At 72.8% G+C, this 18,573-nt stretch carries 14 protein-coding genes; 8 read left to right on the forward strand and 6 right to left on the reverse strand.

Annotated features, from left to right (window positions below):
* Window positions 1-320: 320 nt before the first annotated feature.
* Both AB0K92_RS32390 and AB0K92_RS32395 read right to left on the reverse strand, forming a co-directional pair.
* Window positions 321-1,064 carry an IclR family transcriptional regulator gene (locus AB0K92_RS32390; RefSeq protein ID WP_365928861.1) on the reverse strand — a complete coding sequence of 248 codons (744 nt, stop codon included), beginning with the start codon at window positions 1,062-1,064 and terminating at the stop codon, window positions 321-323.
* Window positions 1,065-1,326: 262 nt separating this feature from the next.
* Window positions 1,327-1,812, reverse strand: a complete 486-nt coding sequence (locus AB0K92_RS32395; RefSeq protein ID WP_365928849.1) for a hypothetical protein — start codon at window positions 1,810-1,812, stop codon at window positions 1,327-1,329.
* Window positions 1,813-2,231: 419 nt separating this feature from the next.
* On the opposite strand from AB0K92_RS32395, the gene AB0K92_RS32400 reads away from it, so the two are divergent.
* The 4 genes from AB0K92_RS32400 (at window position 2,232) to AB0K92_RS32415 (ending at window position 6,741) form a co-directional block, all read left to right on the forward strand.
* Window positions 2,232-5,162 carry a nitrate- and nitrite sensing domain-containing protein gene (locus AB0K92_RS32400; RefSeq protein WP_365928862.1) on the forward strand — a complete coding sequence of 977 codons (2,931 nt, stop codon included), beginning with the start codon at window positions 2,232-2,234 and terminating at the stop codon, window positions 5,160-5,162.
* Window positions 5,159-5,596, forward strand: coding sequence for a roadblock/LC7 domain-containing protein (locus AB0K92_RS32405; RefSeq protein WP_365928850.1), 438 nt, complete (start codon window positions 5,159-5,161; stop codon window positions 5,594-5,596). Before AB0K92_RS32400 ends, AB0K92_RS32405 begins: the two co-directional genes overlap by 4 nt.
* A gap of 9 nt (window positions 5,597-5,605) precedes the next feature.
* On the forward strand, window positions 5,606-6,001 hold the full coding sequence (locus tag AB0K92_RS32410; protein ID WP_365928851.1) for a DUF742 domain-containing protein: 396 nt from the start codon (window positions 5,606-5,608) through the stop codon (window positions 5,999-6,001).
* Window positions 6,002-6,135: 134 nt separating this feature from the next.
* Entirely contained in the window at window positions 6,136-6,741 is a 606-nt protein-coding gene (locus AB0K92_RS32415; RefSeq protein WP_365928852.1) for an ATP/GTP-binding protein, read from the forward strand.
* Window positions 6,742-6,906: 165 nt separating this feature from the next.
* Here AB0K92_RS32415 and AB0K92_RS32420 read toward each other — a convergent pair whose 3' ends face one another.
* Complete coding sequence (locus AB0K92_RS32420) at window positions 6,907-8,625, reverse strand: GGDEF domain-containing protein (RefSeq protein WP_365928853.1); 1,719 nt, start codon at window positions 8,623-8,625, stop codon at window positions 6,907-6,909.
* A gap of 148 nt (window positions 8,626-8,773) precedes the next feature.
* On the opposite strand from AB0K92_RS32420, the gene AB0K92_RS32425 reads away from it, so the two are divergent.
* On the forward strand, window positions 8,774-9,586 hold the full coding sequence (locus AB0K92_RS32425; protein WP_365928854.1) for a M15 family metallopeptidase: 813 nt from the start codon (window positions 8,774-8,776) through the stop codon (window positions 9,584-9,586).
* 50 nt (window positions 9,587-9,636) lie between these two features.
* A complete protein-coding gene (locus AB0K92_RS32430; RefSeq protein ID WP_365928855.1) occupies window positions 9,637-10,167 on the forward strand; it encodes an NUDIX domain-containing protein in 531 nt (176 codons plus the stop codon).
* A gap of 151 nt (window positions 10,168-10,318) precedes the next feature.
* Here the strand turns inward: AB0K92_RS32430 and AB0K92_RS32435 are convergent, their stop codons facing one another.
* Window positions 10,319-12,685, reverse strand: coding sequence for a TIM-barrel domain-containing protein (locus AB0K92_RS32435; protein WP_365928856.1), 2,367 nt, complete (start codon window positions 12,683-12,685; stop codon window positions 10,319-10,321).
* Window positions 12,686-12,897: 212 nt separating this feature from the next.
* Between AB0K92_RS32435 and AB0K92_RS32440 the strand changes: the two genes are divergently transcribed.
* Entirely contained in the window at window positions 12,898-14,865 is a 1,968-nt protein-coding gene (locus tag AB0K92_RS32440; protein ID WP_365928857.1) for an acetoacetate--CoA ligase, read from the forward strand.
* A 138-nt stretch (window positions 14,866-15,003) separates the two neighbouring features.
* Window positions 15,004-15,891: a hypothetical protein gene (locus tag AB0K92_RS32445; RefSeq protein WP_365928858.1), complete on the forward strand. Its 888-nt coding sequence runs from the start codon at window positions 15,004-15,006 to the stop codon at window positions 15,889-15,891.
* 66 nt (window positions 15,892-15,957) lie between these two features.
* Here the strand turns inward: AB0K92_RS32445 and ptsP are convergent, their stop codons facing one another.
* A complete protein-coding gene (gene ptsP, locus AB0K92_RS32450) occupies window positions 15,958-17,628 on the reverse strand; it encodes a phosphoenolpyruvate--protein phosphotransferase (RefSeq protein ID WP_365928859.1) in 1,671 nt (556 codons plus the stop codon).
* A gap of 80 nt (window positions 17,629-17,708) precedes the next feature.
* Window positions 17,709-18,158, reverse strand: coding sequence for a PTS glucose transporter subunit IIA (locus AB0K92_RS32455; RefSeq protein WP_365928860.1), 450 nt, complete (start codon window positions 18,156-18,158; stop codon window positions 17,709-17,711).
* Between the last annotated feature and the right edge of the window lie 415 nt (window positions 18,159-18,573).

Raw genomic sequence — 18,573 nt, forward strand, 5'->3', positions numbered from 1 at the left:
TCGCGGACGGGCGGCCGTTCTTGTCGATGGTGGCCGACTGGGTGGTGCCGCCGGGGTAGACCGTCTTGGTGCGCTTGTCGTTGTTGTTGTAGTCGGCACTCATCGGGACATGGGATGCCTGATCCGACGCGGAACCGGCCGTTATGCCATCCGTCAGCGGTCCACGTCGGCTGAAACAGGTGCCCTGTGCAGCGACACCGTCGGCGGGTGCGCAACGGTCGCCGCGGGAGTACTCGGCAGTCGCCGGGGAGTGCCCAGCAGTCGCCGCGGGAGTGCTCAGCCCTTGCGGCGGCCGGCCCCTCTGGAAGCCGCAGAGCGGTTCAGAAGCCGTAGCCCATACGGCGCGACAGCTCGGCGCCGGCCGCCACCATGCGCTGGGCCAGTTCCGGCAGCCGGTCCGAATCCAGCCGGTAGACCGGCCCCGAGACGCTGATCGCGGCGATCACCTTGCCGTCGTGCGCCCGGACCGGCGCGGCCACGGCGGCGAGTCCCAGCTCCAGCTCCTCGACGGTCATCCCGTAGCCCTGCCGGACCACGGCCTCCAGCTCGCCGCGGAGCGTGGAGGCGCCGGTGACGGTGCGCTCGGTGAACCGGGGCAGCGGGCGGGCCAGCAGGCCCTCGCGCAGGGCCGGCGGCATGTGTGCGAGCAGCACCTTTCCGCTGGACGTGGCGTGCAGCGGGGTGCGGCGGCCGAGCCAGTTCTGCGCGGTCACGGATGCCGTGCCGCGGGCCTGCATGATGTTGACGGCCGCGTCGTCGTCGAGGACCGCGATGTTCACGGTCTCGCCCAGCTCGTCGGCCAGCTCCCGGCACACCGGGACGCCCTCCTGCGAGATGTCCAGCCGGACCGCCGCCGCACCCGCCAGCCGCAGCACACCGGCTCCCAGGTAGTACTTGCCGCGGTCCTTCGCCTGCGCCACCAGGCCGCGGTTCTCCAGGACGCCGAGCAGCCGGAACGCGGTGGACTTGTGCACGTCCAGCTCTTCGGCGATCTCCGTGACGCCCGCCTCCCCGAGCCGGGCCAGGATCTCCAGGACGCTGACGGCGCGATCCACCGACTGCACGGCACTGGTGGCTCCCCGGCCGCCCCGCTTCGCCGGGGGCGCGGCGCCGTCGCCGCCGGGCGCGGACTGGTTCTGCGTGCGGACCATCACTCGACTCTTACTGCCTGACGGCCGCTTCGGGCCGCATCTGCGGGAACCCGGGAGGCGGCGGTCGCCCCGCCTGACGCGTGGGTTCTGTTGCGCACTGCGCCAGCCAGTGCGCCATGCGAGACGACATGCTACCGAAGCGTCCGGATCCCGACTGGTGCCCGCTCCGCTGTCCTCAGGAATGCGACAGCTGCTCGGCCCCGCCGGACCGGCGTATGCGCTCCTGCCTCCGCTCGGCGACGCGGGCCTGCCGACGCGCCCGGCGGCGTTCGCGGCGCAGCGCGCGTGCCGTGCTGCTCGGCGTCGACACCACGCCGTTGCGCTGGGTCCACACCTGACGCGTCACCCACACGTCCAGCGCCGCCCACGTGGCCACCACCGTGCTCGCCACGCCGCTGAGCACCATCGGGAACGCCAGCCAGGATCCGGCCAGAGTGCACAGGAACGCCACCATCGCCTGAATCAGCGTCACCGCGATGATGAGCACCGCCCGCACGGCCGCCGTACGCACCGGATCGGGCAGCCGGCGCCGCTTCGCCGGCTCCTCGACCCACAACGTCCGGTAATACGGCCGTTCCTGAACGCCGCCCGGCTCGTCGGACCTGCGGGCACCCGCCGTGCTCGCCACGGGCGCCTCCTGCCGCTCCGCCGTGCCCATCATCGTGTCCACTCCCCACCGCCCAGCAGATCCGCTCGCCTCGGTCCGAAGACCCGACTCCCCGTGTGGCTGCCCGGCTTGCGCTGTTTTACGCCGCCCGGGTGCGGGATGCGGCTCCTGTGGCCGATTCCGCCCCCATTCCCTGTCATGAAGGACGAACGGCACTCCGCGAAGATTCCCCGCCGCCGAAAAATTCCGGCCAATCGTCCGGTCGAACCCATCGGGTGCGGCCGTCGGCGCGCCGCCCGAATCGGGGAGGCAATCTCCCGCAATGACCCGACAACTCCCCATGATGGGCGGCCAGTACGGAAGTTCGCCCTCCGGAACGCTCTTCGAGTTCCCCGTGTGACGGTAGTAGGCTCGCGCCGTTTGTTGACGCACATGTGTACCCCCTGCCGGTGGGGGTCGAGCTGGGGGAGGCCATGCGCTTTCGCGGGAAGTCCATCCGCCGGAAGATCGTGGCACTGCTGCTCGTGCCGTTGGTGTCCCTGACGGCGATCTGGGCGTTCGCCACGGTGCTCACGGGGCGCGAGGCAGCCCGGCTGTTCAGTGTGTCGTCCCTCGTCGAGGAGATCGGTTACCCCACCGAGGACACCGTCCGCGTACTCCAGCAGGAGCGCCGCCAGGCCCTCGTCTACCTCGCCGATCCCCGCGCCTCCAACGGCCTCTCCGCCCTCAAGCGCAGCCAGGCCGTCACCGACGCGGCCGTGACCGAGATCCGCGGAAACGCACGCGACCCCGATGTGCGGGACGCCCTCGGCGCGAGCGACGGTGAGCGGCTGACCGCCGTCCTGGAGGCGTTCGACGGCATCGAGTCCCTGCGCCGCAGCATCGCCGACGGCACCGTCGACCGCGCCCAGGCCTTCGAGCTGTACAACCGCCTGGTCGACCCGTGCTACGCGCTGCTGGCCAACCTCCACGTCGTCGACAACGTGGAGATGGACACCCAGTACCGCGCCCTCGTCAACCTCTCCCGCGCCCGCGAACTCCTCTCCCGCGAGGACGCCCTGCTCGGCTCCGCCCTGGTCGTCGGCCGGCTCTCCCGCGCCGAGGTGCGCCAGATCTCCGACCTCATCGCCCAGCGCACCCTGCTCTACGACGCCAACCGGGCCCTGCTCCCGGCCTCGGACCGGGACCGCTACGAGCGGTTCTGGAAGAACGCCGAGACCGCCCCCCTCCGGGTCGCCGAGGAAGCCGCCGTCGCCACCAGGTCCGGCACCCCCAGCGGTGTCACCGCGCGGACCTGGGACACCGCCGCCGGCGATGTCCTCGCCGAACTCGGCACCCTCGACGACGAGACCGCCGACCGCTACCAGGAACGCGTCCGCCCGATCGCGACCGGCGTCATCGCCAAGGTCGTCGTCGCCGGCGCCCTCGGCCTCGCCGCCCTGCTCGTCTCCCTCGTCGTCTCGGTGCGCATCGGCCGCGGCCTGATCCGGGACCTGCGCCAGCTCCGCCTGGAGGCCCACGAGGCGTCCGGCGTGCGGCTGCCGAGCGTGATGCGCCGGCTCTCCGCGGGCGAGCAGGTCGACGTGGAGACCGAGGTGCCGCGCCTGGAGTACGACAAGAACGAGATCGGCGAGGTCGGCCAGGCCCTCAACACCCTTCAGCGGGCCGCCGTCGAAGCCGCCGTCAAGCAGGCCGAACTGCGCGCCGGGGTCTCCGAGGTCTTCGTCAACCTCGCCCGCCGCAGCCAGGTCCTGCTGCACAAGCAGCTCACGCTCCTCGACACCATGGAGCGCCGCACCGAGGACACCGAGGAACTGGCCGACCTCTTCCGCCTCGACCACCTCACCACGCGGATGCGCCGGCACGCCGAGGGCCTGGTGATCCTCTCCGGCGCGGCCCCGTCCCGGCAGTGGCGCAAGCCGATCCAGCTCATGGACGTCGTACGGGCCGCCGTCGCCGAGGTCGAGGACTACGAGCGCATCGAGGTCCGCAGACTGCCGCGGATCGCCGTGACCGGCCCGGCCGTAGCCGACCTCACCCACCTCGTGGCCGAACTCCTGGAGAACGCCACCGTCTTCTCCCCGCCGCACACCGCCGTCCAGGTCGTGGGGGAGCGGGTCGCCAACGGCTTCACCCTGGAGATCCACGACCGCGGCCTCGGCATGGCGGCCGACGCACTCCTCGAAGCCAACCTCCGGCTCGCCGAGACCCCGGAGTTCGAGCTGTCCGACACCGACCGGCTCGGCCTGTTCGTGGTCAGCCGGCTCGCGCAACGGCAGAACGTCCGGGTCTCCCTCCAGCCGTCCCCGTACGGCGGCACCACCGCCGTCGTCTTCATCCCCGACACCCTGCTGACGGACGACGTCCCGGACACCAACGGCATCGGTTTCCGCCTCGACCGGCCGCGGCCCGCCAAGGACACCGAGGCCGGCGGCCGCCGGACCGCGCTCTCCAAGGCGCCCGTGAAGGTCCCCGGCCTGCCCCCCGCGCTGCTCGACGGTCCGGTCGAACTGGAGGCCCCCGTCGGCCTCGACGCCATCGACGCCATCGACGCGATCGATGCCATCGACGACTTCCCCGGCGTGCTCGACAGCGAGGACACCGACCGCGGCGGCCTCTTCCGCCCCCGCCGCTCCCTCCTCGCCGCCGACGAGGACACACCGGGACGCCCCGGCCCACGTCACCACGGAGCCTCCCGCACCCGCGACGCGTCCGCGGGCGACGGCACCGACGAGGACGACCACCTCGACGCGCCCGTCCCGCTGCCCCGCCGCCGTACACCCAAGCTGGTCAGCTCCCACGGGCGCCCGGTCACCGAGCAGCGCACCCGCGGCGCCGACCCGGACGACGAACCGCCGGCGGGCCCCGCCCCGCGCCCCGCCGATCCGGACCGCGCGACCCCGCTCCCGACCCGCCGCCGCGGCAGCTCCCCGCTCGGCCGCGGCACCACCTCACCGGCCCACCGGGAGACCCGCGAGAACGCGGACTCCCGTGACAGCGGCGACTCCCACCCGAGCGACCGCGCGACGACCTCACTGCGCGCCCTGCGGGGCCGCGCCGAAAGCCCGGACCGCGCACCCGGCCCCGACACCGGAACCGGCACTGACCGCGGACCCGGCGTTGGCACTGACCCCGGAGCCGGCACTCACCCCGGAACCGACCCCGGCTCCGGCCCGCTGCCCCGCCGCGTGCGGCAGGCCAGCCTCGCGCCGCAGCTGCGGCAGGGACCGGCGCACCGTACCGACGACCGCGCGGCACCCGAGGAACGGGACGCCGACGAGGTCCGCGACCGTATGGCCTCCCTCCAGCGAGGCTGGCGGCGCGGCCGCGAGGAGAACGCCGCGGGCGACGACGCCCACAGCGGCACGGCACCACACCGAACGACTAAGGGGGACGGTCGATGACCGCACCGAAGGCGACCGACCACGCCACGACCGGCAAGTCGGGCGAGCTGAACTGGCTGCTCGACGAACTGGTGGACCGCGTGGCGAGCATCCGCAAGGCCCTCGTCCTGTCCGGCGACGGACTGCCCACCGGGGCCTCCAAGGACCTGACCCGCGAGGACAGCGAGCACCTGGCCGCCGTGGCCTCCGGCTTCCACAGCCTGGCCAAGGGCGTCGGCCGCCACTTCGAGGCGGGCAGCGTCCGGCAGACGGTGGTCGAACTGGACGACGCCTTCCTGTTCGTCACGGCCGCGGGCGACGGCAGCTGCCTCGCCGTCCTGTCCGACGCCGACTCCGACATCGGCCAGGTCGCCTACGAGATGACGCTCCTCGTGAAGCGGGTCGGGGTGCACCTGGGCACCGCTCCGCGCACCGACCTGCCCGCCGGCGGGTAGTGGGATGGCATGAGCGCAGACGGACAGGCGAGAAGCCACTGGTTCGACGACGAGGCAGGACCGGTCGTCCGCCCCTACGCCATGACGCGCGGCCGCACCAGCCACGCGGCCCAGCACCGCCTCGACGTGATCGCGGTGGTCGTCACGGAGCTCGACGCGGGCGACCCCGAGACCGACCCGACGCTGTCCCCGGAACACGTGCGCATCGTCGGACTGTGCCGTGACACCCCGCAGTCGGTCGCGGAACTCGCCGCCGAACTCGACCTGCCCATCGGCGTGGTACGGGTGCTCATCGGCGATCTCGTGGACGCGGAGTTCGTCCATGTGACCCGGCCGGTACCACCGGCCGAACTCCCGGACGAAAGTATTCTGCGCGACGTGATCAACGGCCTCCGGGCACTGTGAAACGAGCACGGTGAACCGGCCACTGTCAACGGGGCACTGTCAACGGAGCACTGTCAAAGGGGCACTGTGAACCGGGCACGTGAACAGCGGGCCCACCGCCCACTCACCCCCCCATCGAGCAGGAGTAGAGACCGATGATCTTCGGGCGTTCTGAGCGCGGCAAGCCCCCGGTCGAGCCCGTCACGCTCAAGATCCTCGTGGCCGGCGGCTTCGGCGTGGGCAAGACCACCCTCGTCGGCGCGGTCAGCGAGATCAGACCGCTGCGCACCGAGGAACCTCTCACCGAGGTCAGCCGCCCGGTCGACGACACCAGCGGCGTCGAGGGCAAGCACACCACGACCGTCGCCATGGACTTCGGCCGCATCACCCTCCGCGAGGACCTGGTCCTCTACCTCTTCGGAACGCCCGGCCAGGAGCGGTTCTGGTTCATGTGGGACGAGCTGTCCGAGGGCGCGCTCGGCGCCGTCGTCCTCGCCGACACCCGCCGCCTGGAGGACTGCTTCGCCGCCATCGACTACTTCGAGCGGCGCGCGATCCCCTTCCTGGTCGGCGTCAACTGCTTCGAGGGCGCCGTCCGTTACCCGGCCGACGAGGTCCGCAGGGCCCTCGACCTGGACGACCACGTTCCCCTCGTGCTGTGCGACGCCCGCGACCGCGAATCGGTCAAGGAGGTCCTCGTCGGCGTCGTCCAGCACGCCATGGCCCAGGCCGCGGACCGCCGCCAGGCGGTCGCGACCTGAGGTCGGCCACAGCTCCGGAACGGCCCGTACCTCCGCCGACTGAGGTACGGGCCGCGGTTCCGGCTACCCCGCGCGCGCACGCTTAGGCGCCTCGCCCCGCCCCACCCGAGGCCCTTCTCCACGGCCCCGCGCCCGTCGCGGTACTCCCGTTCGCGCACCGGCACCTCACCACGCGGGCACCCCACTCCCCGCCTCCGCACCCGCCTCCGCGCCCTCACCCGCACCCGCCTCCGCGCCCGCCCCCGCACCTGCCTCCCGACGCTCCGCCGCCCGAGGCACCCCCTCCACACCCCGCAACACCCGACGCCCCGGCAACCCCGCGCGCCCCAGCACCCAACTCGCCCCGCTCAACGCCTTCGCGGCCTTCTTCAGCGGCGCCAGACAGGCCGCCGCCTGCCGGTGATCGCCTACACTGCCGGGCCGGCACACGACCGTGGCCAAGGACAGCGTCACCGGCCGTCCGCCCGCCGACCACGGGCTGTCGAGCACCGACGCGGCGAGCGGACCGAGGGCTTCCGGCTCGCTCAGCACCAGGAAGTCGTCCCCGCCGATGTGCCCCACGCGGGTACTCCCCGACGCCGCACGCTGCAGCGCCCACCCCACCGACCGGATCAGCTCGTCCCCCGCCGCGAACCCGGCCCCGTCGTTCACCTGCTTGAAGTGGTCCACATCCAGCCAGCTCAGCGCGAACTCCCGCCCGTCGGCGATCCACCGGTCCACCTCTGCGGTGATCGCGTCCGAACCCGGCAGCCGGGTCAGCGGATTGAGCCCGGCCGCTTCCTCCACGCGCGACTCCGCCAGCGCCCGCACCAGATCCGCGAGCCGTACGACACCCACGCATCGCCCGTACCCGTCGACGACCGCCACATCGTCCGATGTCCGGCCCCGCTCGCCGTCCGCCACCACGTCCAGCACCTCCCACGCGGTGGCGTCGACACCCACCGTGCGCGGCGGATCGCCCAGCCGCGCCGCCGGCCGGTCGGCGTACAGCGCGTGCCCGTACCGCCCCGACATGGACAGCAGGAACCGAGACCGGTGCACCGAGCGGACCGGCACGCCGTCGCGGTCGACGAGCAGCACCCCGGACACGTCCGGCGACCCGGTCAGCAGCGACCGCACCTCGGACGCCGACGCGGTGTCGGGCAGCAGCGCGGCCGGCCGTACGAACTCCCGTACCGACGGCCCGGTCCGCGACCCGCCCTCGACGGCGGGGGAGCGGGCCGGGACGTACACCCCCGCTGCGGGCAGCCTGGTCGGCGGGGCGAACAGCGTGCCCTGCGCCAGCTGCGCCCCGGCCGACAGCGCGGCCGCGCACTGCGCCTCGGTCTCCACCCCCTCGACGGCCAGCAGCGCTCCCAGCTCGTCGCACAGCGTCCGCATGGCCCGCACGGCGGCCGGCCGGGCCAGCAGTGACGCGTCCAGCTTCACCAGGTCGGGCGCCAGATCCGCGAGCAGCCGCAGCGGCAGGTCGCCGTCCCCCACACCGTCCGCGCTGATCCGGAAGCCGAGCCCCCGCAGGGCGCCCACGGCGTCCAGCAGGCCGCGCTGCGGCACATGGGTGTACGGCGGGCCGATGTCGACGGTCACCTCGCCCGGCAGCCGTCCCGCCGCGCGCACCGCGTCGTGCAGCGGCCCGAGCCCGCCGAGATCCGCGAGCGTCCCGGCGAACACGTTGACGTGCAGCGGCAGCAGCGTCTCGTGACGCACCGCCGCCCGGACCGCCGAGGCGGCCAGCCGGCCGTCGAGTTCGGGATCCCGGCGGGCCTCGGCCAGCACGTCACCGGTTTCCGGGCGGGCGAGGACCTCCTGCGCCGCGATCCCGCCGGTGGACAGATTGACCACCGGCTGGAAAGCGAAGCGGAGCGTGTCCGACCAGGAGTGCACGGGAGCATGATGGCGCCGCCCGCACACCCGCCCCGGCGCAGTTCATGAGACGTTCACGCAGCATTCCCGGCCGGTCACACAGCGTACGAACAGCCTGCCGCCCCTCCGGTGGCTTCCCCACGCGACCCGCCCCTGATAGATGCAGGACATGACACGACGACTCACCCGCGCGGCCCGTGGCCTGATCGCCGCGGCCGCCGCCCTCCTGGCCCTCACCGCCACCACCGCCCCCGCTCGGGCGACGACCGAGCCCACCGCGCCGGACGACTTCGTGGCGCTGCGCACCGTCGACCCGACGATCATCCAGGAGATGCGGTACTTCACCCGCCACAACTTCGTCGGCGAGCGCATCGACGGCTACCGGCAGCCCTTGTGCATCCTCACCCGCCCCGCCGCCGAAGCCCTCCACCGGGCCCAGTCCTCGCTGCTCCGCCGGGGCTACAGCCTCAAGGTCTACGACTGCTACCGGCCGCAGCGCGCGGTGGACCACTTCGTCCGCTGGGCCAAGGACCTCGACGACCAGGCCATGAAGGCCGAGTTCTACCCGAACGTCGACAAGACCCGCCTGTTCGCGGACGGTTACATCGCCGAGAAATCCGGCCACAGCCGCGGCTCCACCGTCGACCTGACCCTCGTCAAGCTCCCCGCGAAGCCGACCAGGCCGTACGTGCCCGGACAGCCGCTCGTGCCCTGCCACGCCCCTCAGGACGAGCGCTTCCCCGACAACTCCGTCGACATGGGCACCGGTTACGACTGCTTCGACACCCTCTCCCACACCCTCGACCCGCGCGTCCAGGGCGAGCAGCGCGCCAACCGTCTGCTGCTGAAGCACACCCTAGAAGACCTCGGATTCGTCAACCTCCCCGAGGAGTGGTGGCACTTCACCTACAAGCCCGAGCCCCACCCGGACACCTACTTCGACTTCCCCGTCTCCGCGCGGTCCCTCGCGCACGCCCACTGAACGACGCCCCCCCGCCGGCGCCCTCTCCGCGATCGGATACAGTCCGCGCCGTGTCCGAATCCCTGTACTCCAACACCGGCCCAGGCTCGCACTGTTCGAGCTGCGGCGCGCCCTACGGAGAGGGCGCCTCCGGCTGGCCCCGCACCTGCCCCTCCTGCGGCACCGTGGCCTACCGCAACCCCCTGCCGGTCGCGGTGGCCCTCCAGCCCGTGTACGACACCCAGGGCACCGCCCTCGTCGTCATCACCCGAACCGTGGCCCCCGCGCGCGGCGGCATCGCCCTGCCCGGCGGATTCGTCAACGACCGCGAGGACTGGCGCCAGGCCGTCGTCCGGGAACTCGCGGAGGAGACCGGCATCGACGCCGCGGCCCGCGACGTACGCCTCGCCGACGCGATGAGCTCCCCCGACGGCCACCTGCTGCTCTTCGGCCTCCTTCCGGAACGCCCCGCCGACGGGCTTCCGGCCTCCGCCCCCACCGACGAGACGGAGGGCTGGCACCTCCTGCGCAGACCGCAGGAACTGGCCTTCCCCCTCCACACGCTCGCCGTCCGCGGCTGGTTCGAGGGCCGCTACATCTGAGGCCGCCGCCGAGTCGACCGCAGCCGGGCCATCCCCGGACACCGCAGCCGATCCGCCGCAGCCGGGCACCGCAGCCGAATCCGTCGCAGCCGCGCCTGCCCCCGCCGGACACCGCGCCACGGCTGTCACCGCTGCGGCTGTCCCCACCGGCTCACTCCCCGCCCAGCCCCCGCACCCGCACCGAGCACGGCGGCTCCGCCCCGCCGCCCTCACCCGACCGCTCGACCACCACCCGCCGGCCCGCCCGGCGGGACGTGTACCGCTCGATCGCCGCCTCCTCCCAGCCGTCCCCGGCATCCCGCACCACCAGCCCACGCCCCGTCCGCCCCCGCGCGGGAGCCCACACCTCCAGCTCCAGGCCGCCGTCGTCCCCACGGACGGGAATCACCGCACCCGCGCGCGCGAACACCGGAATCCGCGACAGGGGCGCATCCACCAGCACCCGCCCCGGACCCTCGTACGCCCGCTCCGTCGCCGTGTCGTACCACCGCCCGCGCGGCAGCCGCACCACCCGCCGCTCCGTGCCCGGCTGCAGCACCGGCGCCACCAGCAGACAGTCGCCCAGCAGAAAGGCGTCCTCACAGTCCCGCAGCGCCCGGTCCTCCGGCACCGCCCACCACAACGGCCGCACATAGGGAGCCCCCGTACGCCGGGCCAGATGCGCCAGCGTCACGAAGTACGGCAGCAGCCGCCGCCGCTCCAGCAGCGCCACGCGCGCGTGCTCCAGCACCTGCGGGCCGAACTCCCACGGCTCCCGGCGCCCCGCCTCCGGCCCGGCATGCGTGCGGAACAGCGGCAGGTACGCGGCGAGCTGGAACCAGCGCAGATACAGCTCCGGAGAAGGACGGCCGTCGTAGCCGCCCACGTCCGGCCCCGAGTACGGCACCCCGCACAGACCGAGCCCCATGACCAGCGACAGCGACGCCCGCAGCCCCGGCCAGCCCGTCGCCACATCACCCGACCACGCACCGCCGTAACGCTGCATGCCCACCCAGCCCGAACGCGAGAACACGAACGGCCGCTGCCCCGGCGCCGGCCCGGCCAGCCCCTCGTAGCCGGCCCGCGCCATGCACAGCCCGTACACGTTGTGCGCCTCCCGATGATCACCCCCACGCCCCTCCAGGGAGTGCCGGGCCGACCGCGGCAGCGTCGTCTCCCCGAACGCCGCGAACGACGTCGGCTCGTTCATGTCATGCCAGAACCCGGAGAACCCCTGCGCCAGCCGCTCCTCGTACAGCCGGCCCCACCACCGCCGCACCCGCGCATCCGTGAAATCCGGGAACACCGACTCGCCGGGCCATCCGACACCCCGCACGAGCCGCCCCGACGCGTCCCGCACGAACGCGTCCCCGGCCGTCCCGCTGTCGTACACGGCGTCCCCCGGCTCCGCCTGCACCGCCGCGTCCACGACCGACACCAGCCGTATCCCGTCCCGCCGCAGGTCCTCGGCGAGCTGCGGCAGCTTCGCGAAGCGATCCGGATCGACGGTGAAGACCCGGTGCTCCTCGTGGTGATCGATGCCCAGATGGACCGCGTCCAGCGGCAGACCGCGCTCCTGGTAGCCCGCGACGATCCGCCGCACCTCCTGCTCACTGCCGAAACCCCACCGCGCGTGGTGATGGCCCAGCGCCCAGACCGGCGGCAGCGCGGGCGCCCCCGTCAGCGACGCCCAGCCGAGCAGCACGCGCGCGGGGGACCCCACCACCACCCAGCAGCGCAGCGGCCCCCCGTCCATCCGCAGCTCGCACATCCCACCGCGGTCGTGCCCCGAACCCGCGCCCTCCTCGCCCTCGCGCAGCAGCACCGTCCCGTCCCACGTGGTGTCGTGGAACACCAGATGCGTGCCCGCGTCGGCCACCACCAGGTGCACCGGCATCGTGATGTACAGCGGATCGTCCCCGGGCCCGAAGGGCCGCCCCGGGTCGGTGTTCCACAACCGGTAGGCGCCGTCCCGCAACCGGGGCCCGCACGCCCGTCCGCCCAGCCCGAAGAACCGCGCGTCCGCCGGCACCTCCGACCGCTGCCGCCACCGCGCGGTGCCCCCACCGGCCGGCTCCCACCACCGCGGCGGCAGATCGCGGCGCAGGGTCACCCCACCGGGCGTACGCACCTCGATCGCCCCCTGCCGCGACACCACGACCGTCATCCGCTCGGCCACCACCCGCCAGCCGCCGTCCTTGTCGGGCTCCAGCACCGCCCGCGGATCCGGCTCCGGACACCGCCCCGCGAGCGCGTACGACGGCTCCGGACCGGCCCCGTCCCACCCCCAGAAGACCGCCCCGCTCACCGTGACGGTCACCCGCAGCTCCGACCGGCTGAACCGCAGCGTGCCGCCACCAGGCCCGGGCTCCGCGGACTCCAGGACACCGGGCACCCGCGCCCGCTCCGCGCCCCGCGGCGGCAGCCCCACGGCGTCCGCGCGCCTCCTGCGCCACGTCGCCCGCACGATACGCAACCCCTGCGCCGCCCCCACGGAACCGACCGCCTTCACCGAACGCACCAGGTCACGACCGTCCATGCTGCTCACCCTGCCACTGTCCGGACGGTCGGCGCGTCGCGTTCAACTGCCGTTCACCCGTGCCAGGACCACATCTTCACGACACGGACTATGTGGGGCGGACCCTGGTGCTGAAGTCGATCACATGGCATCGTCCGTGTCAGCCGCGTCACGCGCACACCCCAGCCCGTGCGCGGAGGACGCACACGACGCGCACAGTCCGGGAGCCGCCCATGTCGACCGTGAACCCCCAGCCGCTCTGGCAGCCCGATCCGGAACGCATCGCCCAGGCACAGATCACCAGGTTCCAGGCCTGGGCCGCCGAACACCACGGCGCCCCCGCCGAGGGCGGATACGCCGCACTGCACCGCTGGTCCGTCGACGAGCTGGACACCTTCTGGAAAGCCGTCACCGAATGGTTCGACGTCCGCTTCTCCACCCCCTACGCGCGCGTGCTCGGCGACCGCGCCATGCCCGGCGCCCAGTGGTTCCCCGGAGCCACCCTGAACTACGCCGAGCACGCCCTGCGCGCGAGCGCGACCCGCGGGGACGAACCGGCCCTCCTCTGCGTCGACGAGACACACGAGCCCCGCGCGGTGACCTGGTCCGAGCTGCGCCGCCAGGTCGGCTCCCTGGCCGCGGAACTGCGCGCCCTCGGCGTCCGCCCCGGCGACCGCGTCAGCGGCTACCTCCCCAACATCCCCGAAGCCGTCGTCGCCCTCCTGGCCACCGCCGCGGTCGGCGGCGTGTGGACCTCCTGCGCCCCCGACTTCGGCGCCCGCAGCGTCCTCGACCGCTTCCAGCAGGTCGAACCCGTCGTCCTGTTCACCGTCGACGGCTACCGCTACGGCGGCAAGGAACACGACCGCCGCGACACCGTCGCCGAACTGCGCCGCGAGCTGCCCAGCCTCCGCGCGGTCGTCCACATCCCCCTCCTCGGCACCGGGGCACCCGAGGGAACCCTGGAATGGCCGGCCCTCACCAGCGCGGACGCCGAGCCCGCATTCGAGCAGGTCCCCTTCGACCACCCCCTGTGGGTCCTCTACTCCTCGGGCACCACGGGCCTGCCCAAGCCGATCGTCCAATCCCAGGGCGGCATCCTCGTCGAGCACCTCAAACAGCTCGGCCTGCACTGCGACCTCGGCCCCGAGGACCGCTTCTTCTGGTACACCTCGACCGGCTGGATGATGTGGAACTTCCTCGTCTCCGGCCTCCTCACCGGCACCACGATCGTCCTCTACGACGGCAGCCCCGGACACCCCGACACCGGCGCCCAGTGGCGCATCGCCGAACGCACCCGGGCCACCCTCTACGGCACCTCCGCCGCCTACGTCATGGCCTGCCGCAAGGCGGACGTCCACCCCGCGCGGGACCACGACCTGTCCGCCGTGCGCTGCGTCGCCACCACCGGCTCCCCCCTCCCGCCCGACGGCTTCCGCTGGCTGCACGACGAGGTCCGTGACGACCTCTGGATCGCCTCCGTCAGCGGCGGCACCGACGTCTGCTCCTGCTTCGCCGGAGCCGTCCCCACCCTCCCCGTGTACATCGGCGAACTCCAGGCCCCCGGCCTCGGCACCGACCTGCAGTCCTGGGACCCCAGCGGCAAACCCCTGACCGACGAGGTCGGCGAACTCGTGGTCACCAACCCCATGCCGTCCATGCCGATCTACTTCTGGAACGACCCCGACGGCAGCCGCTACCACGACAGCTACTTCGACACCTACCCTGGCGTCTGGCGCCACGGCGACTGGATCACCGTCACCTCCCGCGGCTCCGTCGTCATCCACGGCCGCTCCGACTCCACCCTCAACCGGCAGGGCGTGCGCATGGGCTCGGCCGACATCTACGAAGCCGTCGAACGCCTCCCGGAGATCAGGGAATCCCTCGTCATCGGCATCGAACAGCCCGACGGCGGCTACTGGATGCCCCTGTTCGTCCACCTGGCCCCCGGAGCCGTCCTCGACGACGCCCTCCGCGACCGCGTCAAGCGGACCATCCGCGAACAGCTCTCACCCCGCCACGTCCCCGACGAGATCATCGAAGTGCCCGGCGTCCCGCACACCCTCACCGGCAAACGCATCGAGGTCCCCGTCAAGCGCCTCCTCCAGGGCACCCCCCTCGACAAAGCCGTCAACCCCGGCTCCGTCGACAACCTCGACCTGCTCCACTTCTACGAGGACCTGGCCCGCAAACGCGCCTGACCGCACCCGGCGCCCACCCCGCCGAGCGGCCCCGGCACCCGCGCCCCGCGGCGCCGGCCGAGGCCGCTCGGACGCCGTTGTCAGTGCCACCCGTTACGGTGAGTGAGCACTGATCGACTGCGCGCACAGGGGGAAACAATGGCGCACACCGACAACCTGACCATGCGGCGCGTCCTGCACCGCGAGATCGCCGGCACCATCGGCCTGCTCACCGACGAGCACGACTTCCGAGCCATGCGGCGCTACCGCAGCTTCACCTTCGACGACCACCGGACCTACCTCCAGCAGGTCGAAGCCCTGCTCAAGAGCCGAGCCGCCCAGGGCACCCACACCACGGTCGCCCTCTTCGACCCGCAGGAATACGCCGACTACTGCGCCGCCACCGGCCTCGACCCCGACGCCCCGGCCAGCCGCAGCCGCTTCACCGCCGAACTGGCCGCCGAAGGCCCCAGCATCCCCTACGACGGCCGACCCCTCACCGACCTCGTCCCCGAACTGGTCGACGCGGCCGTCCGCCAGGCCACCTGGGAGTACGCGTCGACGCTGCTGGCCCGCGCCGGCACCTGCGCCACCTGCGGCGAGGACCTCGGACGCGCCGCCTTCACCCGCGCCTCCGCCCTCCTCGTCCGCATCCTCGACACGGCCCCACCGGGCCACCGCCACCTCGTGTGCAGCGTCTCGGCGACCACCGAGACCCTCGTCGCCGTCCTGCACGCCGACGACCACGACGGCGCCACCGAACTCGACGAGACCGAAGCCCTCGAGTTCACCACCGTCCTCGCCCTCGGCATCGCCACCCGCAGCCCCGGCGGCCTCGTCATGCGCACCAGCGCCCCCGGCGCCTCCGACCGCGTCTACGGCTGGCGCCTGCGCGGCAACGGACTCGAACCCCTCACCGCCGGAGAGGTCTTCGACGCCTACTGCACCGACGTCGAATCCGGCGACCTGATCTCACCCGAGTCGGGCGTCGACTACTGCGAGCCGCCCGACCTGGGCGACGACGCACCGCCACCCCACCGGCACTAAACGCGCCAGGGGCGCCCCACCCGACGGTGGAGCGCCCCTGGCCACAGCCTCGACCGGCCTTCCGGATCACTCGCCGGACAGCACCGCCTGAGCGGCATTGCGCGCGTCCTCGGCCGTGTCCGCCGCCCGCGCGGCCGCCGCGGCACGCTCGCACTGCGCCAGCGTGTACTTCGCCAGCGCCGCCCGGACATAAGGAATCGACGCCGCGCCCATGGACAGCGAGGTGACCCCCAGACCGGTCAGCACACAGGCGAGCAGCGGGTCGGACGCCGCCTCACCACAGACACCACAGCTCTTGCCCTCGGCCTTGGCGGCCTCGGCCGCCATCGCCACCAGGTCGAGCAGCGCCGGCTGCCACGGGTCCTGCAACCGGGACACCGCACCCACCTGCCGGTCCGCGGCGAAGGTGTACTGAGCGAGGTCGTTCGTGCCCAGGGACAGGAACTCGACCTCCTGGAGGATCGCCCGCGCCCGCAGCGCGGCCGACGGGATCTCCACCATCGCCCCGAACTTCGCCCGCAGCCCCGCCGCCCGGCACGCGTCGGCGAACGCCTTCGCGTCCGTACGGTCCGCCACCATCGGCGCCATGACCTCGAGGTGGACCGGCAGCCCCTCGGCGGCCTTCGCCAGCGCCGTCAGCTGGGTGCGCAGCACCTCGGGGTGGTCCAGCAGCGTCCGCAGACCGCGCACACCCAGCGCCGGGTTCGGCTCGTCGGCCGGCGTCAGGAAGTCGAGCGGTTTGTCCGCCCCGGCGTCCAGCACCCGCACCACGACCCGGCCCTCGGGGAACGCCTCCAGCACCTGCCGGTAGGCCTCGACCTGCTTCTCCTCCGAAGGAGCCTTCTTGTTGTCGTCCAGGAACAGGAACTCGGTCCGGAACAGACCGACCCCCTCCGCACCGGCCTCCACTGCCGCGGCCACATCCGCGATCCCGCCGATGTTGGCGAGCAGCGGCACCTTGTGACCGTCGGAGGTGGCACCAGGACCGGACGACGCGGCCAGCGCGGCCTTGCGCTCGGCGGCCGCCGCCTCCAGCGCCGCCTTCTTCTCCTCGCTCGGGTCGACGAAGACCTCGCCGGTGCTGCCGTCCACCGCGACGACCGTTCCCTCGGCCAGCTCGCCGGCGCCCGGCAGCGCCACCACGGCCGGCACACCGAGCGCCCGGGCCAGGATCGCGCTGTGGCTGGTCGGCCCGCCCTCCTCGGTCACGAACCCGAGCACCAGCGCCGGATCGAGCAGCGCCGTGTCCGCCGGCGCCAGATCACGCGCCACCAGCACATAGGGCTCGTCACTGTCCGGCACACCCGGCATCGGAACGCCCAGCAGCCGGGCGACGATACGATTCCGCACATCGTCGAGGTCCGCGACCCGGCCCGCCAGGTACTCACCGGCACCGGCCAGCAGATCCCGGTAGGCGGCGAACGCGTCGTACACGGCGCGCTCGGCCGTGCTGCCCACGGCGATCCGCCGGTCCACATCCGCGATCAGCTCGGGGTCCTGCGCCATCATGGCCTGTGCCTCGAGCACCGCCTGGGCCTCGCCGCCCGCCAGATTGCCGCGCGCGATCAGGTCGGCCGCCACAGCCTCCACGGCCTTGCGGGCGCGCCCCTGCTCACGCTCCGCCTCTTCGGCCGGAATCTGCTTGGCGGGCGGTTCGAGCACCGCCGTCCCCATGTGCCGAACCTGGCCGATCGCCACACCGTGGCTCACGCCGACGCCTCGCAGCGTTGTCTCCATCTCACCCGTCTCCGATAAGTGCGGCGGGCCCCGCCGCCGCGGTGGTTGTCCTACCAGGCCGTCCTAGGACGGCAGTGACGTCACTTCCAGACGAAGAGACTGTCGCCGACCTTGACCTCGCCGTCCTCGCGAAGCTCGGAGAGCGCCTCGACGGTGGCCTCCAGTGCCACGACGGGGCACACCGGGGACTTGCCCGCGGCCTCGACGGCGGCGGGGTCCCAGCGCACGACGGCCTGGCCGCGCGTCACGGTGTCGCCCTTGTTCACCAGCAGCTCGAAGCCCTCGCCGTTGAGCTGCACGGTGTCGATGCCGAGATGGGTGAGCACGCCGTGTCCGTCCGGGTCGACGACCACGAAGGCGTGCGGGTGGAGGGAGACGATGACGCCGTCGACGGGCGCGACCGCTTCGGAGGGCTCACGCACGGGGTCGATGGCGGTACCCGGGCCGACCATGGCCCCGGAGAAGACCGGATCCGGCACAGCCGCCAGTCCGATGGCGCGTCCTGACAACGGGGACGTCACGGTGGTCATGGGAAGCCTCCCAGGGGTGGAGATGTATGGGCCGTCACTGCCCGTCCCGGACGAACGCACTGAGCAGCAGCGTATGTCACAGGAAGTGGCGGTTCCGCACGATAGCTCCTGAATAGAGGTCTAGACCACCTCCTCCAGCGATTTGCACCCGCTCGACAGCCCCGTGTACAGTCGTACTCCTGCTTGGGGCTGAGCGACGCAACCAAGGCGTCCTCGCCCGGCGGAACCCAACCTGTCAGATCCTATCTCGGGGTCTCCTTCTGCATGCCTGCAGGAGGGTGGTCAGAGAGACGGAAAAAGCCTGATAGAGTTGGAGACAGCGAAGGGAAGCGCCCGGAGGAAAGCCCGAGAGGGTGAGTACAAAGGAAGCGTCCGTTCCTTGAGAACTCAACAGCGTGCCAAAAGTCAACGCCAG

It is taken from the genome of Streptomyces sp. NPDC052687 (assembly GCF_040678395.1).
Classification (GTDB): Bacteria; Actinomycetota; Actinomycetes; order Streptomycetales; family Streptomycetaceae; genus Streptomyces.

What these genes read in the sequence shown, in the direction of transcription:
- AB0K92_RS32395 (WP_365928849.1), bottom strand. Translation starts at nt 1,812, where the DNA reads ATGATGGGCACGGCGGAGCGGCAGGAGGCGCCCGTGGCGAGCACGGCG.
- AB0K92_RS32400 (WP_365928862.1), top strand. Translation starts at nt 2,232, where the DNA reads ATGCGCTTTCGCGGGAAGTCCATCCGCCGGAAGATCGTGGCACTGCTG.
- AB0K92_RS32405 (WP_365928850.1), top strand. Translation starts at nt 5,159, where the DNA reads ATGACCGCACCGAAGGCGACCGACCACGCCACGACCGGCAAGTCGGGC.
- AB0K92_RS32410 (WP_365928851.1), top strand. Translation starts at nt 5,606, where the DNA reads ATGAGCGCAGACGGACAGGCGAGAAGCCACTGGTTCGACGACGAGGCA.
- AB0K92_RS32415 (WP_365928852.1), top strand. Translation starts at nt 6,136, where the DNA reads ATGATCTTCGGGCGTTCTGAGCGCGGCAAGCCCCCGGTCGAGCCCGTC.
- AB0K92_RS32425 (WP_365928854.1), top strand. Translation starts at nt 8,774, where the DNA reads ATGACACGACGACTCACCCGCGCGGCCCGTGGCCTGATCGCCGCGGCC.
- AB0K92_RS32435 (WP_365928856.1), bottom strand. Translation starts at nt 12,685, where the DNA reads ATGGACGGTCGTGACCTGGTGCGTTCGGTGAAGGCGGTCGGTTCCGTG.
- AB0K92_RS32440 (WP_365928857.1), top strand. Translation starts at nt 12,898, where the DNA reads ATGTCGACCGTGAACCCCCAGCCGCTCTGGCAGCCCGATCCGGAACGC.
- AB0K92_RS32445 (WP_365928858.1), top strand. Translation starts at nt 15,004, where the DNA reads ATGGCGCACACCGACAACCTGACCATGCGGCGCGTCCTGCACCGCGAG.
- ptsP (WP_365928859.1), bottom strand. Translation starts at nt 17,628, where the DNA reads ATGGAGACAACGCTGCGAGGCGTCGGCGTGAGCCACGGTGTGGCGATC.
- AB0K92_RS32455 (WP_365928860.1), bottom strand. Translation starts at nt 18,158, where the DNA reads ATGACCACCGTGACGTCCCCGTTGTCAGGACGCGCCATCGGACTGGCG.